Raw genomic sequence first — 18,260 nt, 5'->3', positions numbered from 1 at the left:
CCTAGGCTTGCCGAATCTGACCGCCACCAACACAGGCTGCCCCATGACCGGAAAACTCCTTCTCATCGTGCTCGACGGTGTTCCCTATGCCAATTGGCGGCGCTATTTCGGCGCGCTTGAGGGCTGGGTGCGTTCCGGAGAAGCGCAGGTCTGGCGGATGCGCGCCTCGCTGCCCTCGATGTCGGGCCCCTGCTATGCCTCGATCCATTCCGGCACCCCGCCGCAAGTTCACGGCGTGCTCAGCAACGGCCATATCCACCGCGTGCAAATGCCTGACATTTTCAGCCAGACGCGGCTTGCCGGCGGCACCACCGGCGCCGTCACCCATTCGTGGTGGTCCGAGTTTTTCAACCGCGCCCCCTTCGATATGGTCCGCGATATCGAATATGACGAGCCCAAGAGCCCCAGCATTAACCACGGGCGCTTTCATACGATGACCGCCTATAACCATGACAATCAGGCCACGCCCTGCGACGCCGATCTCTTCGCCACGCTGACCTCGCTGTGCAAGCGCTTTGATCTGACCTACGGCATCCTGCACACCTGCACGCTGGATTCCATGGGCCACCGCTTCGGGCATGACTGCATCCAGATGGACAATGCCTGCGCCCTGATGGACGCGATGCTGGCCAATTTCCTGCCGGCATGGCGCGCAATGGGCTATGAGGTGATTGTGACCGCCGATCACGGTCAAAGCCTGCGCGGCCATCACGGCGGCACCGGCAGCGACCAGCAGGATTTCGCGCTCTATTATTTCGGCGACGCGACGGGTCCGAGCCGCGACACGCTGCTCGACCAATTGCAGCTCGCGCCGACCATCCTGAGCCGCCTCGGCGCGCCGATCGCCGAGACGATGATAGCCGCGCCCTTCTTAAGCTAAGCCCACTTTATGCCGAAAATATCCTGGGGTGTGAATTGGCCCTAGGCCAAGAGAGGGGCAACGCCCCTCCCCTTAAATCCCCATCTCGCGCAGCGCCGCGATCAGCGCTTGGGTCGAACCATCACGGCCCTCAGCAGGTTTGGATCCATCAACCATCGGCAGCAATTGCACCGCCAGTTCCTTGCCCAACTCCACGCCCCATTGGTCGAACGAGTTGATCCCCAGCACCACACCTTCGACAAACACACGGTGCTCATAAAGCGCCACAATCGCCCCCAGCATCGCCGGGGTCAGTTGCGGATAGACCAGCGTCGTCGAGGGCCGATTGCCCGGAAACACGCGGTGCTTGGCCTGCCGCGTCAGCTCTGCACCCTTGAACCCCTTGGCCTTCATCAGCGCCTTCGCCTCATCAAGGCTGCGGCCGGTCATCAGCGCCTCGGCCTGCGCCAGACAATTCGCCGCCAGCAAGCGGTGATGATGCGCCAGCGCCGGTTCATGCGACTTCGCCGCCAGCAGGAATTCACAGGGCACGATATCGGTGCCTTGATGGATCAATTGGTAAAACGCATGCTGCCCATTGGTGCCCGGCTCGCCAAAAACCACCGGCCCCGAAGGGATCTCCAACTCCGATCCATCCATCGCCACGCGTTTGCCGTTCGATTCCATCTCGAGCTGCTGCAAATAGGCCGGAAGCCGCGCAAGTCGTTGATCATACGGCAAAACTGCCCGTGTCGGATAGCCCAGTACCTGCCGGTGCCAGACCCCCACCAGCGCCAGCATCACCGGCATATTCTGCGCCAGATCCGCGGTCAGAAAATGCTGGTCCATCACCGAGGCGCCCTTGAGAAAGGCGTGAAAATTCATCGGGCCAATGGCGATCATCAGGCTCAGCCCGATCGGCCCCCACATCGAATAGCGCCCGCCGACCCAATCCTCAAAGCCAAAAACCCGAGCCGGATCAATGCCAAAGGCGGTGGTCTTATCCTGCGCCGTCGAGAGCGCCACGAACTGCCGCGCCGGATCACGCACCGTGCGCGCCATCCACGCCCGCGCGGTTTCCGCGTTGGTCATCGTCTCAACGGTGGTGAAGGTTTTCGAGGCGACGATCACCAGCGTGGTCTCGGGGTCGATCCCGTCCAGCACATCATGGATATGGGCGCCATCGACGTTCGAAACAAAGTGACAGCGCGGGCCGTCATGGAACGGCGCCAGCGCAATTGCCGCCATCGCCGGTCCCAGATCCGAGCCGCCGATGCCGATATTCACCACATCGGTGATCCGCCCACCGGCGCCACGAATGCGCCCGTCGCGCAGATCCCGCGCGAAACTCTCCATCCGTGCCAGCGTGGCGCGGACTTCCGGCATGACGTCCTCGCCCTCGACCTCAAGGCTGCCGTCAAGATTGCGCAGCGCCGTATGCAGCACCGCCCTGCCCTCGGTCACATTGATTTTCTCACCGGAAAACATCGCGTTACGGCGCGACTCTAATCCTGATGCTTCGGCCAGATCAATCAGCGCCGCGCGGGTCTCGGCGTCGATATTGGTTTTGGAATAGTCGAAGTGCACCGGCCCCGTGGCGGCGTCACTGAGGGTGACCGAAAACTCTGCAGCGCGGGCCGGATCGTCAAAGAGATCCGTGATCCTGCGAGTGGCGCTTGCCTGTTTACATGCGCGAAGTGCGGCCCAATTATCCATGAAATCTGCCTAAAACGTTCCTATAGCGTCTTTTTGCCAAGAACTGCGCGCAATGCCCAGAGCTAATGCCCGAGATGTGGCCGCAATGCGACAATCGCCCGTGGGGTGCAGGGTTTTCGCAACAGATCATACCGAGATGCAGGGTTGCAGGGGCGATAGGTCCATGCATGATGCCGCCATGAACGCATATCGTATCCTGACCACCGAGGCCTGTATGGCCGAGGGCGCCGCCTATCTGGCGCAGATCGAGCCGCGGTTTGCGCAGGTGCTGGAGCTTTGCGGCCCGCCCCCCTTGCGACGCCGTGGCGACGAGTTCGAGGCGCTGGTTGGCGCGATTGTCAGCCAGCAGGTCTCGGTGGCTTCGGCGCGGGCGATCCTGTCGCGGCTTGAGACGGCGGGGATGACCACACCCGCGCCGATCCTGAACAGCAGCGACGAGACCCTGCGCGGCTTGGGGCTGTCACGCCAGAAAGCGCGTTATATCAAGGCATTGGCCGAGGCTTCGATAGACTTTGAATCACTTCGCGAAGCGCCAAATGCCGAAATTATCGCCACCCTCACCGCCGTGCCCGGGGTTGGCCGCTGGACCGCCGAGGTCTATGTGATGTTCAGCCTTGGCCGCGCCGATGTCTTTGCGCCCAATGATCTGGCGCTGCAGGAAAGCGCGCGGCTGTTGTTTGATCTGGCCGAACGCCCGCGCGAAAAACCGATGCGCGTGATGGCCGAAGCCTGGGCGCCCTGGCGCACGGTTGCCGCCGGTCTGCTCTGGCATTACTACCATCATGCCAAACGCCGTGAAGGCATCGCCTGAAAGGAAACCCATGTCCCCTCGTCCCCTGACTTCGGCCCGCAAAGGGGCTGCGAAAGGCACTGCCAAATCCGTGGTGATCTTTGTCCACGGCTATGGCGCCAATGGTGCCGATCTGATCGGATTGGCCGATCCCCTCGCCCCGCATCTGCCGAATACCGCCTTTTACAGCCCCGATGCACCCGAGCGCTGCGCCGGAAATCCGATGGGATTCCAGTGGTTTGGCATCCCCCATATGGATGGCACGCCTGAGGATGTCGCGCGTGCCGGTCAAGCGCAGGCGAGTGAAGACCTCAACGCCTTCATCGACAAGGTGCTGGCGGATGAAGCTCTCGACGCTTCGGCGCTGGCGCTTGTCGGCTTTTCGCAGGGCACGATGATGAGCCTGCATATTGCCCCGCGCCGCACCGCGCCGATTGCCGGTTTGGTTGGATTCTCTGGCCGCTTGCTCGATCCCGACACCCTGCAAGCCGAGACCAGTAGCAAACCGCCGGTCCTGCTGGTCCATGGTGACGCCGATCCGATGGTGCCGGTGCAATCCCTGCCCGAGGCCGCCGACGCCCTGACCAAAGCCGGTTTCGAGGTCTACGCCCATGTCTGCAAGGGGCTGGGCCATTCGATTGACAATGAAGGCCTGTCGCTGGCGCTCGGCTTTCTGGCAGAGAAACTGCCGAAATAGCGCGCAGATCGCCGCATAAATCCCCGATAACACTGACAAATTCCCGCGCGCGCGCCTGTGATCGCGTGCGGGGTTGTCAGCGAGCGAACAGCGGATATAGTCGCAGGTAAGCGGCTTCCGTATGTGGTTCGACGACAGGGGAATGCGATTCGATGGACGGCGACTTCCGGCACGATTTTGTGCGTGATCCACACGCCAACTCTCAGTTTCCGGCCTTGGTGTTAAACGCTGATTACCGCCCGCTTTCCTATTTGCCGCTGTCACTCTGGCCTTGGCAGGAGTCGGTGAAGGCGGTGTTCCTCGACCGCGTCTCGATTGTCGCGGAATATGAGGAAACCGTGCATTCTCAAAGCTTCGAGATGAATATCCCCTCGGTTGTCGTGCTGAAGGATTTCGTCAAACCCAGAAAGCGCGTGGCCTTCACGCGCTTTAATCTTTTCTTGCGCGATGAATTTTCCTGCCAATATTGCGGCGCCCATCAGGATCTGACCTTTGACCATGTGATCCCGCGCGCGCTCGGCGGTGTCACCAGCTGGGAGAATGTCGTCGCCGCCTGCGCGCCCTGCAATGTGCGCAAGGGCTCGAAAACCCTGCGCGCCTCGGGGCTGCATCTGCGCCGCCCCGCGCGTCGCCCCGAGGCCCAGCAGTTGATCAACAACGGCCGCCGGTTTCCGCCCAAGCGGCTGCACAATAGCTGGGCCGATTTCCTCTATTGGGACAGCGAACTCGAGGCATAATCTGTCGCGGAACCGCCCGCCAGCGCCGCTTTTGCCATGCGCGGCGGGATGTGGCGGCAGGTGAACATGCTGGACAAACGCGTCACAGAATGGTTTCTGGCCCTGAACCTATCAAGAAGTTACCGCAAACATGCTAGATAAACATCAGGAAACCGCCATGGTCTCGCGCGTAATTCCCGTCGACGCCTTTGATCTGGTCATCTTTGGCGCCACCGGCGATCTGGCGCGGCGCAAGATCCTGCCGGCCTTGTTCCGCCGCTTTGCCGAGGGGCAGATGCCGCCCGAGGCGCGGGTGATCGGCGCCGCCCGCAGCGATCTGGACCGCGCGGGGTTTCAGGCGATGGTCTCCGAGGCCTTTGATGAATTCATGGGCGATACCGCCCCCGACGCCAAATCGCGCGCCAGTTTCATCGAGATGCTCGATTATGTGACCGTCGATGCCGCGAGCGATCAGGGCTGGAGCGATCTTACCACCAAAATCCGCCCCGATGTGGTGCGCGCCTTCTATTTCTCGGTCGGCCCCTCGCTGTTCGGCGCTTTGGCCGCGCAGTTGGGCAAATTCAGCCTGATCTCGCCCGACACGCGGATCGTGGTGGAAAAACCCTTCGGCAATGATCTCGCCTCGGCGCGCGCCCTCAACCAGACTTTGGCGGCGCATTTCAACGAGCAACAGATTTACCGGATCGACCATTATCTGGGTAAGGAAACCGTCCAGAACCTGATGGCGGTGCGCTTTGCCAATGTGCTGTTCGAGCCCCTGTGGAACGCGCGTTTCGTCGATCATGTGCAGATCACCGTGGCTGAATCCGTCGGCATTGGCGGGCGCGGCGATTATTACAACCGCGCGGGGGCGATGCGCGATATGGTGCAAAACCATATGATGCAGCTTCTCTGCCTGATCGCGATGGAGCCGCCCTATTGCTTTGAACCTGATGCGGTGCGCGACGAAAAACTCAAGGTTATCAACGCGCTCGATCCGGTTCTTGCGCGCGATATCGTGCGCGGGCAGTATCAAGCGGGCGCCGAAAGCGCGTCATTCCATGAGGATATCGGCGCGCCGGACTCGCAGACCGAAAGCTATATCGCGCTCAAGGTCGGGATTTCCAACTGGCGCTGGAAGGGCACGCCCTTTTACCTGCGCACCGGCAAGCGCTTGCGCGCCCGCGCCTCGGAAATCGCCGTGACCTTCCGCGATCCGCCGCATTCGATCTTTGGCGAGACCGTGCCTTGGCGCACCAATGTTCTGGTGATCCGCCTGCAACCGGATGAAGGCATGACCCTGCGGGTGATGATCAAGGAACCCGGCCCCGGCGGCATGCGGCTCAAGGATGTGGCGCTCGATATGTCCTTTGCCGAGGCTCTGGGCGAGGACGCGCATATTCCTGATGCTTATGAACGGCTTATCATGGATGTGATCCGCGGCAACCAGACCCTGTTCATGCGCGGTGACGAGGTTGAGGCCGCCTGGGCCTGGACCGATCCGATCATTGCCGAATGGCAGAAAACCGCCGAATCCCCCGAGCCTTATGATCCAGGCTCGTCTGGTCCCGAGAATGCGCTTATGCTCATGCACCGCGACGATAGACGCTGGCGAGAGATCCGATGACCGATTTTATCGACTACCCCGACACCGATATGATGATGCTGCAAGTGGCGCGCACCCTGTCGCGCGACCTGCGCAATGCTCTGGGCCGCCGCGAGCGCGTGGTCTTTGCCGTGCCCGGTGGCAGCACGCCGGGGCCGGTGTTTGACCTTCTGGCCGCCGCCGATCTGGAGTGGGCGCGGATTGACATCCTGCCCGGTGATGAACGCTGGGTGCCCGAGGATCACGCCCGCTCCAACGCCCGATTGATCCGCGAGCGCCTGCTGCGCGACAAGGCCGCCGCCGCCCGTCTGATCCCGCTCTGGCGCCCCCTGCCCGCGCCTTCCGACGCGATGGCTGAGGTCAACGCCGCGCTATCCGACATCCTGCCGATTGACGTGGCGCTGGTCGGCATGGGCGCGGATATGCACACCGCGTCTCTTTTCCCCGGCGCCGACAATCTGGAGTTGGCGCTGTCCGATGACGCCCCCGCCGCCCTGCCGATCTGGGCCCCCGGTGCAGATGAGCCGCGGGTGACCCTTTCGGCGCGGGTACTCAGTGAGGCCTATGCGTTGCATGTGCTGATCACCGGCGAGGACAAGCGCGAGGCCTATCAAAAAGCCCGCAAACTTTCGCCAAACGAGGCCCCGATCGCCGCCATTCTCGGCGATGCCACGGTCCACTGGGCGCCGTAACCAAGCCCCCACTTTATGCCCTAAATATCCTCGGGTGGGTTCGGGAGGGTGGAAAACCCTCCCGAGCGGACCAAAGACAGTATGGGCGCGTGGCAACCCGCAAACGCGACAGCGTTTCGCCTTTAAACCCGGTAAATCTCGCCGAACTTCGCTTCCAGATACTCCAGCAACGGCGCCTCGGAAGGCTCAAACCCGCAAGCCTGCGTAATCGTCTCCCGCGGCTCCATCAGCCCGCCGTGAACCTGCACCTTCTCGCGCAGCCAGCCCGTCGCCGCCGACCATTCGCCCGTGGCCAGTTGCGCATCCAGATCCGGCAGATCCCCGCGCAGCGCCTGCATCAGGCAACCGGCATAGACATTGCCCAAGGCATAGGTCGGGAAATAGCCAAACAGCCCCACCGACCAATGCACATCCTGCAACATGCCATTCGACGGCTTATCCACCGCAACGCCGAAATCCTTGAGGAACCGCGTGTTCCACGCCGCCTCCAGATCGCCCGCTTCCAGATCACCGGCGATCAGCGCGCGCTCCAGATCAAAGCGCATCATGATGTGCAGATTGTAATGCACCTCATCGGCCTCGGTGCGGATATAGCCGGTGTTGACCCGGTTGACCGCGCCATAAAAGGCTTGCGCATCGCCGATCCCCAGATCCCCGAACTCACCGCGCATCTGTTCGAACAGATAGCCCGAGAACGCCCGTGAGCGCCCAAACTGGTTCTCGTAAATCCGGCTCTGGCTTTCATGCACCCCCATCGAGGCGCCCTCGCCCAGCGGCGAAAACGCGAACTCCGGCGCAATCCCTTGCTCATAGCAGGCATGGCCGCATTCATGGATGGTGGAATAAAAGCAGTTGAACGGATCGCCCTCGGCGACGCGCGTGGTGATCCGCACATCCGAGCCCGAGCCCGAGGAAAACGGATGCACCGCCAGATCCAGCCGCCCGCGGCTGAAATCATAGCCGGTGATCTCGGCCAGCTTGCGCGACAGGCGCATCTGCCCCTCGGCATTGAAACTGCCACTCAGCGCTGCAGGCTGCGTCTCGGCGCCCAAAACCTTATCGACCAGCGCCACCAGTCGCGGGCGCATGCGGTCGAACATCGCGCCAATCTCGGCGCTCGAGGTGCCGGGTTCATAGTCATCCAAAAGCGCATCATAAAGCGCGCCATCCGTGGCCAGCGCCGAGGCTTCCTCGCGGCGCAGGGCAATCACCCGCTCCAGCGTGGGCAGGAAATGCGCCACATCATCCTTGGCCCGCGCTTCCGCCCAGACACCCTGCGCCACGGACGTCACTCGCGCCAGTTCCGCCGCCAATGCGGCCGGAACTTTGGTGGTGCGGGCATAGGACCGGCGCGCATGGCGCAAAAGCGCTTCGCCCTTGGCATCGGGCGCCTTTGCCGCCTCCAGCCACTCACCGAGCTTTGGGTCGCTGCGCCGCGCGTGCAACACGCTTTCCAGCGCCGCCATCTCCTCGCCGCGCTGCGCCGCCGCCCCGCGTGGCATCATCGTCTCCTGATCCCAGCCCAAACGGCCCATCACCTGCGCCAGCGCCCAAGTCTCATGCTCATGCGCGGCGAGCTTCTCATATGCGGTCAATACTGCGGTCATGAACGTCCCCGAATGGTGCCACCCAGCGGAAACTGGGCGAAATGGCGGGCGCGCAGGATCAACACCCACAAAAGCACCGCAGTGAATTGATGCGCGATTCCCAGCGAGACCGGCGCGCCGTGCAACACGGTGAACACACCGAGCGCGATCTGCGCCAGCATCACAATGATCACCGCATGAAACCCCGCGCGGGTGCTGGCATAGGTGCTGCGCCGTCCGCGCAGCCAGACCACCACGCCAAAGATCGCCAAGAGATACCCACTAACCCGGTGAATGAATTGCACGGTGCCATCGTTCTCAAAGAGGTTGCGCCAGACGGGCTGTAACTCCCACATGCCTGGCGGGAAAATTCCCCCCGCCATTAGCGGCCAATCGGTATAACCGCGCCCCGCGTCGATCCCCGCGACCAAGGCGCCGAGCAGGATCTGCAGAAAGGCGAAATGCATCAAACCGGTCGACATCGAGAACAGCTTCGCCTCGCGCGCCCGCCGTGCCTGCAGCAAAGCGCCCTCTGAACGGCCCAGCATAAACGCATACCACGCCAAGACGCCGAGGATCACAAAGGCCAGCCCCAGATGCAGCGCCAGACGGTAGGAGGCCACGGCCACCATCCCCTCTTGCAGCCCCGAATGCACCATCCACCAGCCGATCGCGCCCTGAACACCACCCAGCACACCGGGGATCAACAGCCGCGTGGTCCAGCCCGCGGGGATCTGTTTGCGCAGGTAAAACCAGACAAAGCCAATCGCCCAGACCAGCCCGATCAACCGGCCCAGCTGCCGGTGCGACCATTCCCACCAATAGATATATTGAAACTCGCCCAGCGTCATACCGGCGTTGAGCAGTTGATACTGGTCAATCTGTTGATAACGCTCGAATTCCACCTGCCAATCGGCGGCATTCATCGGCGGCAGCGCGCCGGTGACCGGGCGCCATTCGGTGATCGACAGCCCCGAGCCGGTCAGCCGCGTGAGCCCGCCAACCGCGATCATCGCCACGACCATGGCGAACAACAGCCAGAGCCAGGCGCGGATGGCTTTGCGCGCGCCGCTCGGGCCTTCGATCCCGCGTGGAGGTGGCGCGGTGCGCGTCGCTTGTGGCGCGCCAGCATCTTCAAAAATCGCACGTTTGGCCATCGGGGTCTCCTTTGCTCGCGCCAAGCTAGAGCCGGTCCGGCGCAGCTTCAAGAGCCGCCGGAGCTGTCGCGGCCAACCAGTTTGCGCAACACGCCGTGGAGGATCTGCACCTCGGTGCGGGTCAGCCCCCAGCGGCTGAACATATTGCGCAGCGTCAGCTTCATGCTCGGCGCTTTATCCTCGGGGAAAAAGAAGCCGGCCTTGCTGAGCCGCTCTTCAAAATGATCGCCCAGATGCTGCACATCCTGCGCGGTCGCCAGATCTGCGCCCGCCAGTTCCAGCCGCGCGCCGGGCGTATCGCTGGTTTGCCGCGCATATTCATAGGCCATCAACAGCACGCATTGCGCCAGATTGAGCGAATAAAAACCGGGGTTTACCGGCACGGTGATGATCGCATTGGCATGGGCGACATCGTCGTTCTCCAGCCCCGCGCGCTCAGGCCCGAACAGCACCGCGACCTTCTTGCCAGCCGCGATCATCGCCCGCGCCTCGGCCATCGCCGCCTCGGGCGTCAGCACCGGCTTGACCAGCCCACGGCTGCGGGCGGTGGTCGCATAGACATAATCGCAATCGGCCAGCGCCGTGCCCAGATCAGGGAATTGCCCCGCATGATCAAGCACCACACTGGCGCCCGAGGCCATTGCCGTCGCCTCGGGGTTGGGCCAGCCGTCGCGCGGCGCAACCAGGCGCATATGCTCGAACCCAAAGTTCAGCATCGCCCGCGCCGCCGCGCCGATGTTCTGCCCCATCTGCGGGCGCACCAGCACCACACTGGGCACAGAGCCCCTCTCGGTTGTCAATTCTCGCAAGCTCGATCCCATGAGCGCGCGCATACCGCGCCGGATGCGCGCGCGCAAGAGTGGATGCGGGTGGTATGGTCGCTTTCGATTCACTGTCTGGCACGGGGGCACCCCGGGCCGCGCCCGACCCTCCCCCCGGGAGGGCGCATTGGCGATGGTGTTTGAGGCTCGACTGGCGCGAGTGCTTTGGAGTGTGCCGCGTCGTGGCAAAGGCGGGGCGCCCACCCAGGGTCGGGCGCGGCCCGGGCAAAAGCCCGCGCCAGACAGATGATCAGTAAAGGTTAATGGGGCGTTGCCCCCTCGCCCGTTCCGGGCTCACCCCCAGGATATTTCTGGACAGATGAGCGGGCCGGGGCGTTCTTCAGGCCACCTGCCCCGCCGCCCAGCCCGACGACCACGCCCATTGGAAGTTATACCCGCCCAGCCAGCCGGTTACATCCACAACCTCACCGATGAAATAGAGGCCGGGCGTCTTGCGCGCCTCCATCGTCTTGGCATCCAGATCGCGGGTGTCCACACCGCCCAACGTGACCTCGGCGGTGCGGTAGCCCTCGGTTCCGGCGGGCACCAGATGCTGGCGATGCACCCCATCGGCCAGAAGTGCGAGGGATTTCTTCGATTGATCGGCTAATCGCCCCGAAAGACCGGCGCCTTCGGTCAGGCTGCGCGCCAGCTTCTCAGGTAGATCCAGCGAGTTCACCAGATCCTTCTTGCCATGCTGCGCCCGCGCCGCCTGCGCTTCCGCCGCAATATCCCGGTCAGGCGCCAGATCCACGGTAATCGCCTGCCCCTCGCGCCAATAGCTCGAGATCTGCAGGATCGACGGGCCGGACAATCCGCGATGGGTAAACAACAACCCTTCGTCAAAGCTGATCTTCTGCCCCGCCACCCCGACCCGCGCCGGCACCGCAACACCGGCCAAGGGCCGCATCCAGTCCAGCTGCGTGTCGGTGAAGGTCAACGGCACCAATCCCGCGCGCGTCGGCACCAACCGCAGCCCGAATTGCTCGGCGATGTCATAGCCAAATCCGCTGGCGCCCATCTTCGGAATCGACTTGCCACCGGTCGCGACAATCACCGAGGCGGCGGTCAGCGGCCCCTCGGAGGTCTCGACACGAAACCCGGCATGCACCGCCTCGACCCGCACCCCAAGCCGCAACTCGCCCCCCGCCGCATGAAGATCACGCAAGAGCATATCGACAATCTGCCGCGCCGAGCCGTCGCAGAACAGCTGCCCGAGGGTTTTCTCATGCCAGGCGATGCCGTTAAGGTTAACCCGCGCGATGAAATCCTGCTGCGTATAGCGCGACAGCGCCGAAAGCGCGAAGCGCGGATTTTGCGACAGGAACCGCTCGGGCGCGATATGCAGATTGGTGAAATTGCACCGCCCGCCGCCGGAAATACGGATCTTCTCGCCCGGCTTCTTGGCATGATCGAGCACCAAGACCCGCCGCCCGCGCCGCGCCGCCTCGATCCCCGCCATCAACCCCGCCGCGCCCGCGCCCAGCACAATCACGTCCCAGTCCATGGCGCCTCACTTTCGCTCTCATCCCCGAATTGACCCTCGGGGCATACACGCTCTGGCAGGGCGGTGAAAGAACCAGAATCAAACCGCTGATCGCAATGACACAGCCTGACGCAGCCCCGCCCCGAGGTGCCCCCAGCGGGAAAAAACACCTTAAAAAGAATATCTTGCACAAAGAGGCGGAAATTCTTCATCCCCCCCCTTGCAGCCCGCGAAGCACTTGGGTAAACACCGCCTCAGTTGGGGCGTAGCCAAGCGGTAAGGCATCGGTTTTTGGTACCGTGTATCGTAGGTTCGAATCCTACCGCCCCAGCCACTTCACTTTCAAACACAGTTGATACCACCCTCGCTCAATGTAGCGACGGTATTTCAGCGGGTTGCGTTATGGCTGCTGAACGCGGGCGGTCCATGCTTGGCGCATGAGCCGTGGCATGTCCTAAAGCCCGAGGTGGTCTCTGGCGCGATATGAATGTCGCGGGGATACTGCGAGAGGCGCTATTCGGCTGCGCTGATCTTGCCTAATGACCGACCGAGCATAACGCGCCCTCTCGTCCGAGGTGACGACGAGGCGCAGCTACCGACCGTTCGCTGTATTATGGGTCAAGGCGCGCGGCGCGACGCGAAACCGCATCTACGCCCGCACGCGTCTGTTTGGCGAAGACGCCGCTTTAGCTTGCGAATTGCTCGCCGCGCCCTGCAAAAAACTATCCCGACGCACCCAAATATGCCGAGATCGAGGTTCCCCGCAACGCGCGGTAACGGCTGTAGGCTGCCATGAACATGCGCGGGGCCAGTTGTTCGGTCTGCAGGATCGAGGCTTTGATCGAGGCCCGCGCGCTCGCCCTCTCAAACCATGCGGCCAATGCGGGATGACGTTCAGCGGATAGCGCATCATTTTGGCGCGGCGCAGATTGGGGAACCACGAGATATCGGCAAGACCATAGGTAGCGCCGCTCAGCCATGGCGTATCGGTCAACCGGTGCTCGAGCATATCAAACGCCGCCGAAAGCGCCGCAACCTCAGCGGTGATACGGTCGTTGGTGAAACCGCCGGGCGCCAGAAACTCGGTCAGGAACCGGTGGCGATCCGAGCCCACCTCCTCGGCCTCCAGCGCATTGTTTTTCCGCGCGGATTTCAACGAGATCGGCTTCATCAAAAACTCATAGGTCAGAAACTTGATCGTGTCTTGCAGCGCTGCCGAGGCGGAGAGCAACGCCTCGGTCAAAGCGACAATCTGAGGATCATCAGGGATCAATTTCGGCCCCGCAAACGCCTTATCTATATAGTCGATGATATCATTCGACTCGACATAGGTGCGGCCATCGTGAACCAAAACCGGCACAACTTTATTCGGGTTCAGCGCAACAAACGCATCGGTTAGATTCTCTTGCCGCTGCAGGTCGATATGGTGGCTGACGTAATCCACGCCCTTTTCGCGCAGGGCCAGAGACACCCGTTGCGAGCAATTTGACATATAGTTGTGGTAAAGATGCACACCGGTCAGCGCGCGAATATCGGCCCGTGTCGTTTCAATTTCAGCCATCGGAAATTCCAATCTATGCTGGCAGGGTCTAAGGGATTACGTGGCGGTTTCCTGCGCAAAAAGGCCGGGCAGGAAGCCGGCAAGAATGGTCATTTCATCCAGACAATGCTGCATCAGCGCGGTTGCGGCGTCATTCTTCAGGGTCAGCTGTCGCACCAGATAGGTATTCGCGACCAGACCAGTTAAGGATGCGACCTGCTCATTGCCATCGCGTTCCGCGACGAAGCCCAGCCAGAAACGGCTGCGCATTTCCGCGCCATCCTCGGTGTTGCGAATGATGTGACACATCCTGCCGACATTGAGCGGCTCCTCAAGCAAGCCGACCCGCGCACAGACCGCAACATCGTCTTCGCCCAGATCAACCTCGCCAAGGATCTCTTCGGCGGGGACGAATTGAATGCGCAACATGGCGAGGTCGTCACCGATATATTCATGCACCAGATGGCTGGCGCCGATATATTCATCGGGCGTCTTGTTCTCCCAATCCATCCAGACATGGGCCTGCGGAAACCACCGCTGATAGTGTTCGGTTGTTTGCAGGTAAGAGCCAAACCACCAGCCGACCATCTCCGCGCTTACCCCCGGCATCGGGGTGAGGGCCGAGACCTCGACCACACCGTTCGGCAACCGCCGCACGCCGCTTTCAAAACCGGCCTCGCCCTCGGCAAATCCCGCTGTGGGCTGGCCGGTAAAGGGCGGCACACCGAAAGCGGCGACACCTACCGCTGCCACGGCGACTGCCGCGAGGATCGTTTTCTTCATAGCCGGTATCCTTTTCAAAACCATTTCCAGCCTGATATTCCACGTATGGGGAATATGTCAACGAAATAATTCCCCGAGTGGGGAAACTTGCTTCATTTCTCCCCCGCCGCATTGTATAGGCTGCACCAGACCTACCCTTGCAAAGAGGCATTGACCGTGACTGCAGACCGAAAGCCCGGACGCCCGCAAGGCGACAGCAGTAGTGATTTGAAACTGTCGCTGCTGCGCGCCTCGATTGATCTTTTTGCCAAACGTGGCTTTGACGGCGTCTCGCTCAGTCAAATCGCCGAGGCGGCAGGGGCGGACAAACGGCTGGCGCGGTATTATTTCGGCACCAAGGATGCGCTCTGGATCGCGGCCATCACCCATCTTGTCGAGTGTTTTTCCAAAGACCTGATCGCGGCCAATGCCTTTGACGGCGGTAGCAAAACCGAAGAACTCAAGGCGTTCATTCGCGCCTTCATTACCGCCTCGGCGCGCTGGCCGCAGATGAGCCGCATCATTGTTCACGATGGTGGCGAGGATGGCACCCGCGGCGCGTTTTTGAAAGAAAACCTCGTGGGGCCGTTCTACCAATTGCTCAAAGACCTGATCGACGGCGCCCAGGCCGAGGGGGCAATACCGGATGTCTCAAGCCGCACGATCTTCTTTATGATCACCCATGGCGGCTCATTTCCCATGGCGCTCTATGCGCTTACCAATGCGCTGGAAGGCGGCGATATCAGTTCCGAAGCGGCTCTTCAGTCGCACGCCGATGCGATCATCGACCTGCTCATCCGCGCGCCAAACGCTAGGTCAAATTGAGCGATAGCCCCTCGTCATTGAGCATCTGCTCCTGATCGGCCTCGCGCGCCAAAGCCCGCATCACCGATGGGCGGCGCTCGATGCGTTGAGCGAAGTCCTGCAGGCGCGGAAAGCACTCAACCGGAAACCCCGCGCCGACAATCCGCCACCAGACCCAGTAGAGATAGGCATCGACGATCGACCAGCTCTCGCCATACCACCACCGCCCCTTATCGAACCTCTCCTCCAGCAGTTGCGCGAAGGGCTGCATCGCAGTCATGCCCTTTTCGCGGACATCCGCTTGGATCTCGGGGGTCGAGCCGAATAGATAGGGCACGCGAATGCGGGTGACGATCGGATGCAGCGTCGATGAGACAAACGCCAGATCCGAGAGTTGCTGGGCCTGCGCAAACGGCGTCTCGACAGGCGGAAGCAGCGCGGCGTCGGGAAAGCGCGAGTTTAACCAGCTCAGGATCGCGACATTCTCGGTCAGGGGCGTGCTATCGACCACCAGCACCGGAACCTTGCCCTTGGGATTGAGCGCGCGGTAAGCCTCGGACTTGTGCTGCTGCGCCTTGAACCGCACCAGCTCGGTGGCAAAGGGGACGCCGATTTCCTCCAGCGCGATTGTTGGCACCCGGGCGCAAGAGCCCGGCGCGACATAGAGCGTCAATTTCGGCATATCACCTCCTGATACTGGCCCCTGCCCCTCACCGCGTGCCGGGCAGCCACAACACGATGATCGGAAACCCAATCAACAGCGCGATTTTCACCACATCTGCGACAACAAAGGGCGCGACGCCTTTGTAAACATCGGTCAATTTCAGATGCGGATCGATGGATTTCATGATGAACAGATTCAATCCGAACGGCGGGGTGATCATGCCGATCTCGACCAGACAGATGGTCAGAATGCCCCACCAGATCGGATCGAACCCCAGTGATTCAACCAGCGGCAGGAACACCGGCAAGGTGATGATCATAATCGCGAATGTATCCATCACCGTGCCCAGAACCAGATAGATCGCGGCAATCATGATCACGATCAGCACCGGCGTCGTGGTCAGCGCGGTCATACCCGCGACCATCAGGTCAGGGACACCGGATATGCCGACCATGAACGAGAAATTGGTCGCCCCGAAGATCAGCACATATATCAACGCGATGGTCGAGGTCGTCTCGCGCATCACCGCCCAGATCGTATCGCGATTGATCTTGCCGCGCGCAATTGCGAAGCCAAAGGCCGCGATGGCACCAACCGACGCGGCCTCGGTCTCGGTGAACACGCCGGTATAGATCCCGCCAATCACCAGCGTGATCAGCACGATAACCTGCCAGCCATTGCCGAAATCGCGCATCATCTGCATCCGCGGCACCCGTTCCCCCTTGGGGACACCGCCGGGCGACAGTTTCACGGTGATCGAGATCGCGACAAGATACAGGCAGACCGCAAGCAAGGCCGGAACAATCGTCGCGATAAACAGCGTGCCGATCGAGGCTTCGGCGAGCAGCGCATAGATCACAATCACCGTCGAGGGCGGGATAAGCTGCCCCAGCGTGCCGCCCGCCGCCACGGTTCCCGCGGCCAATGAACGGCTATAGTTTCGCTTGGCCATTTCCGGCAAGGCGACCTTGCCAATGGTTGCCGAGGTGGCCAGCGATGATCCGGTCAGCGCACCAAACCCCGCCGACCCCAGAATCGTCGCCATCGCCAATCCGCCGCGAAGGTGACCGATTGCGGAATTGGCAAAGCGGTAGATCTCGGAGGACATGCCGGCAACCGTCGCAAACGACCCCATCATCAGAAACAGCGGCAGCACCGCGAGGCTTTCGTTGAACAGCATATGGTGAACGCGGCCCCCGAACATGGTCATCCCCGCGTTTGAGCCCAGAATGACCATCGACCCCAAGAGCCCCGCCAGACCGGTCGCCGCCCCCACCGGAACCGAGAAAATCACCATCAGCCACATCAGCCCGAAACAGGTTAACGCCAGAAACGCCGGCTGCATTCCGGTAAACACCGCCGCCACGGCTTGATAGGGCGCAGGCACCACGAAAAAGCCGAGGATCAACAGCAGGCAAAGGCCGCAGATCGTGTATCCGACGCGGCGGCTTAAGCGGAAGGCATCCGAAAACTGCAGCGCAAACTGCAACAGCTGGACAAACAGCGTCAGCGCCACCACGCTGGTCACCACATAGAGGATCAGCCCGACCGGCAGTTCCAAAAGGTTCGAGGTCCGCCCCACCATCGTGTAGCGCTCGGCCAGCGCAAACAGCCGCCAGACCACCACGGTCAGGAAGATCAACAACAACCCCGAGCCCAAGGCACGCAGCCAGGCAAAGCCGAGCGTCCCGACCAGAGTTTGCATAAAGTCGATGGTGATATTGACCCGGCCCGAGGCACCGGCAGGCAGGCAGGCCGCGACCCCCAGCGCCAGCAGCGGCGCGGTGATTTCATTCAGCCCGTCGATTGGATTGTTGAAAAAGAAGCGCAAAAGCACGTCGAGGACGGTCACAAAGCCAATCCCGAGGATGCCGATAACCCCCAGCGCGGCGATCTTTTCGGTGATGCCATGCGAGATGACGTGCAGCCTGTCCAGTAATGCCCTCATGGCAATGGTGCCTCCGCAGCTGCGACGAATCTATCGAACGCATATTGATCCATATGAAGTGTCCAGTGTTCAACGATTTCCGCACCGTCAAAGCGCCAGATCCCGAAGGCCGGCATGTCCAGCCGCAGATCATCGACCGCGGCAGTGACCCGCAGCGGAACCATCGCCCAGTTCCCCGAGATGCAGATTTCTGCGGTACGCGTGACGGCGAAAGTTCCGCCACTAAGCTCTGACAGCCTGGCGATGAACCGCGCGGTTTCGGCGGCCCCTTGGTAGCGTCCGGCGATACGGCTCTGTCCGGGAACATGCAGCGTATAGCTATCCGCCCGCGCCGCTTCGAACGGTGCGACATTGCCGTCATAAAGCTGGGAAAGCACCTGTCGCAACTGTGCGATGCCCTGCGGATCGAGCGCCAC

General features: G+C 61.8%; 17 protein-coding genes and 1 tRNA gene. 8 read left to right on the top strand and 10 right to left on the bottom strand.

The annotated features are described in order from the left end of the window. Positions 1–43: 43 nt before the first annotated feature. Positions 44–880, top strand: a complete 837-nt coding sequence (locus tag DDE20_RS11005) for an alkaline phosphatase family protein (RefSeq protein WP_116558544.1) — start codon at positions 44–46, stop codon at positions 878–880. 72 nt (positions 881–952) lie between these two features. Here the strand turns inward: DDE20_RS11005 and pgi are convergent, their stop codons facing one another. Continuing rightward, positions 953–2,575 carry a glucose-6-phosphate isomerase gene (gene pgi / locus DDE20_RS11000; RefSeq protein WP_116558543.1) on the bottom strand — a complete coding sequence of 541 codons (1,623 nt, stop codon included), beginning with the start codon at positions 2,573–2,575 and terminating at the stop codon, positions 953–955. A gap of 178 nt (positions 2,576–2,753) precedes the next feature. On the opposite strand from pgi, the gene DDE20_RS10995 reads away from it, so the two are divergent. From DDE20_RS10995 to pgl, 5 genes are all read left to right on the top strand, one after another. Continuing rightward, positions 2,754–3,386 carry a DNA-3-methyladenine glycosylase family protein gene (locus tag DDE20_RS10995; RefSeq protein WP_116558715.1) on the top strand — a complete coding sequence of 211 codons (633 nt, stop codon included), beginning with the start codon at positions 2,754–2,756 and terminating at the stop codon, positions 3,384–3,386. A gap of 10 nt (positions 3,387–3,396) precedes the next feature. Then, on the top strand, positions 3,397–4,062 hold the full coding sequence (locus DDE20_RS10990) for an alpha/beta hydrolase (RefSeq protein ID WP_116558542.1): 666 nt from the start codon (positions 3,397–3,399) through the stop codon (positions 4,060–4,062). Between the two features lie 152 nt (positions 4,063–4,214). Further along, entirely contained in the window at positions 4,215–4,799 is a 585-nt protein-coding gene (locus tag DDE20_RS10985; protein WP_116558541.1) for an HNH endonuclease, read from the top strand. A 157-nt stretch (positions 4,800–4,956) separates the two neighbouring features. Then, complete coding sequence (zwf, locus tag DDE20_RS10980; RefSeq protein ID WP_116558540.1) at positions 4,957–6,405, top strand: glucose-6-phosphate dehydrogenase; 1,449 nt, start codon at positions 4,957–4,959, stop codon at positions 6,403–6,405. Next, positions 6,402–7,076: a 6-phosphogluconolactonase gene (gene pgl, locus DDE20_RS10975; RefSeq protein WP_116558539.1), complete on the top strand. Its 675-nt coding sequence runs from the start codon at positions 6,402–6,404 to the stop codon at positions 7,074–7,076. The genes zwf and pgl overlap by 4 nt, the downstream gene beginning before the upstream one ends. A gap of 122 nt (positions 7,077–7,198) precedes the next feature. Here the strand turns inward: pgl and DDE20_RS10970 are convergent, their stop codons facing one another. The 4 genes from DDE20_RS10970 to DDE20_RS10955 form a co-directional block, all read right to left on the bottom strand. Then, a complete protein-coding gene (locus tag DDE20_RS10970) occupies positions 7,199–8,683 on the bottom strand; it encodes a carboxypeptidase M32 (protein ID WP_205961658.1) in 1,485 nt (494 codons plus the stop codon). Beyond that, positions 8,680–9,819, bottom strand: coding sequence for a heme A synthase (ctaA, locus tag DDE20_RS10965; RefSeq protein ID WP_116558538.1), 1,140 nt, complete (start codon positions 9,817–9,819; stop codon positions 8,680–8,682). The genes DDE20_RS10970 and ctaA overlap by 4 nt, the downstream gene beginning before the upstream one ends. Positions 9,820–9,866: 47 nt before the next feature. After that, positions 9,867–10,640, bottom strand: coding sequence for an RNA methyltransferase (locus DDE20_RS10960; protein WP_116558713.1), 774 nt, complete (start codon positions 10,638–10,640; stop codon positions 9,867–9,869). Positions 10,641–10,980: 340 nt separating this feature from the next. Continuing rightward, positions 10,981–12,147 (bottom strand): BaiN/RdsA family NAD(P)/FAD-dependent oxidoreductase, encoded by a 1,167-nt coding sequence (locus tag DDE20_RS10955; protein ID WP_116558537.1) that lies wholly within the window; start codon positions 12,145–12,147, stop codon positions 10,981–10,983. Positions 12,148–12,385: 238 nt separating this feature from the next. On the opposite strand from DDE20_RS10955, the gene DDE20_RS10950 reads away from it, so the two are divergent. Continuing rightward, a tRNA-Gln gene (locus DDE20_RS10950) sits at positions 12,386–12,460 on the top strand. Between the two features lie 315 nt (positions 12,461–12,775). Here the strand turns inward: DDE20_RS10950 and DDE20_RS10945 are convergent. Next, entirely contained in the window at positions 12,776–13,687 is a 912-nt protein-coding gene (locus DDE20_RS10945) for a glutathione S-transferase family protein (protein ID WP_116558536.1), read from the bottom strand. 36 nt (positions 13,688–13,723) lie between these two features. Next, the gene (locus DDE20_RS10940) at positions 13,724–14,449 is read right to left on the bottom strand and encodes a DAPG hydrolase family protein (protein ID WP_116558535.1); all 726 of its coding nucleotides are present in this window, start codon (positions 14,447–14,449) and stop codon (positions 13,724–13,726) included. Positions 14,450–14,605: 156 nt separating this feature from the next. Here DDE20_RS10940 and DDE20_RS10935 point away from each other — a divergent pair, with 156 nt between their 5' ends. Continuing rightward, positions 14,606–15,253, top strand: coding sequence for a TetR/AcrR family transcriptional regulator (locus tag DDE20_RS10935; RefSeq protein WP_165814497.1), 648 nt, complete (start codon positions 14,606–14,608; stop codon positions 15,251–15,253). Here DDE20_RS10935 and DDE20_RS10930 read toward each other — a convergent pair. Genes DDE20_RS10930 through DDE20_RS10920 form a run of 3 tightly spaced genes read right to left on the bottom strand, consistent with a single transcriptional unit; the run spans position 15,240 to position 18,260 of the window. Next, positions 15,240–15,914 (bottom strand): glutathione S-transferase family protein, encoded by a 675-nt coding sequence (locus DDE20_RS10930; RefSeq protein ID WP_116558533.1) that lies wholly within the window; start codon positions 15,912–15,914, stop codon positions 15,240–15,242. The genes DDE20_RS10935 and DDE20_RS10930 overlap by 14 nt on opposite strands. Before the next feature lie 28 nt (positions 15,915–15,942). Then, a complete protein-coding gene (locus DDE20_RS10925; RefSeq protein WP_116558532.1) occupies positions 15,943–17,844 on the bottom strand; it encodes a TRAP transporter large permease in 1,902 nt (633 codons plus the stop codon). Then, positions 17,841–18,260 (bottom strand): nuclear transport factor 2 family protein, encoded by a 420-nt coding sequence (locus tag DDE20_RS10920; protein ID WP_116558531.1) that lies wholly within the window; start codon positions 18,258–18,260, stop codon positions 17,841–17,843. Before DDE20_RS10920 ends, DDE20_RS10925 begins: the two co-directional genes overlap by 4 nt.

Origin of the sequence: Pararhodobacter oceanensis, assembly GCF_003076755.1 — a bacterium.
GTDB classification, from domain to species: Bacteria; Pseudomonadota; Alphaproteobacteria; order Rhodobacterales; family Rhodobacteraceae; genus Pararhodobacter; species Pararhodobacter oceanensis.
Note: the sequence above shows the minus strand (reverse complement) of the source record. Positions and strands in the feature narration are given on the sequence as shown.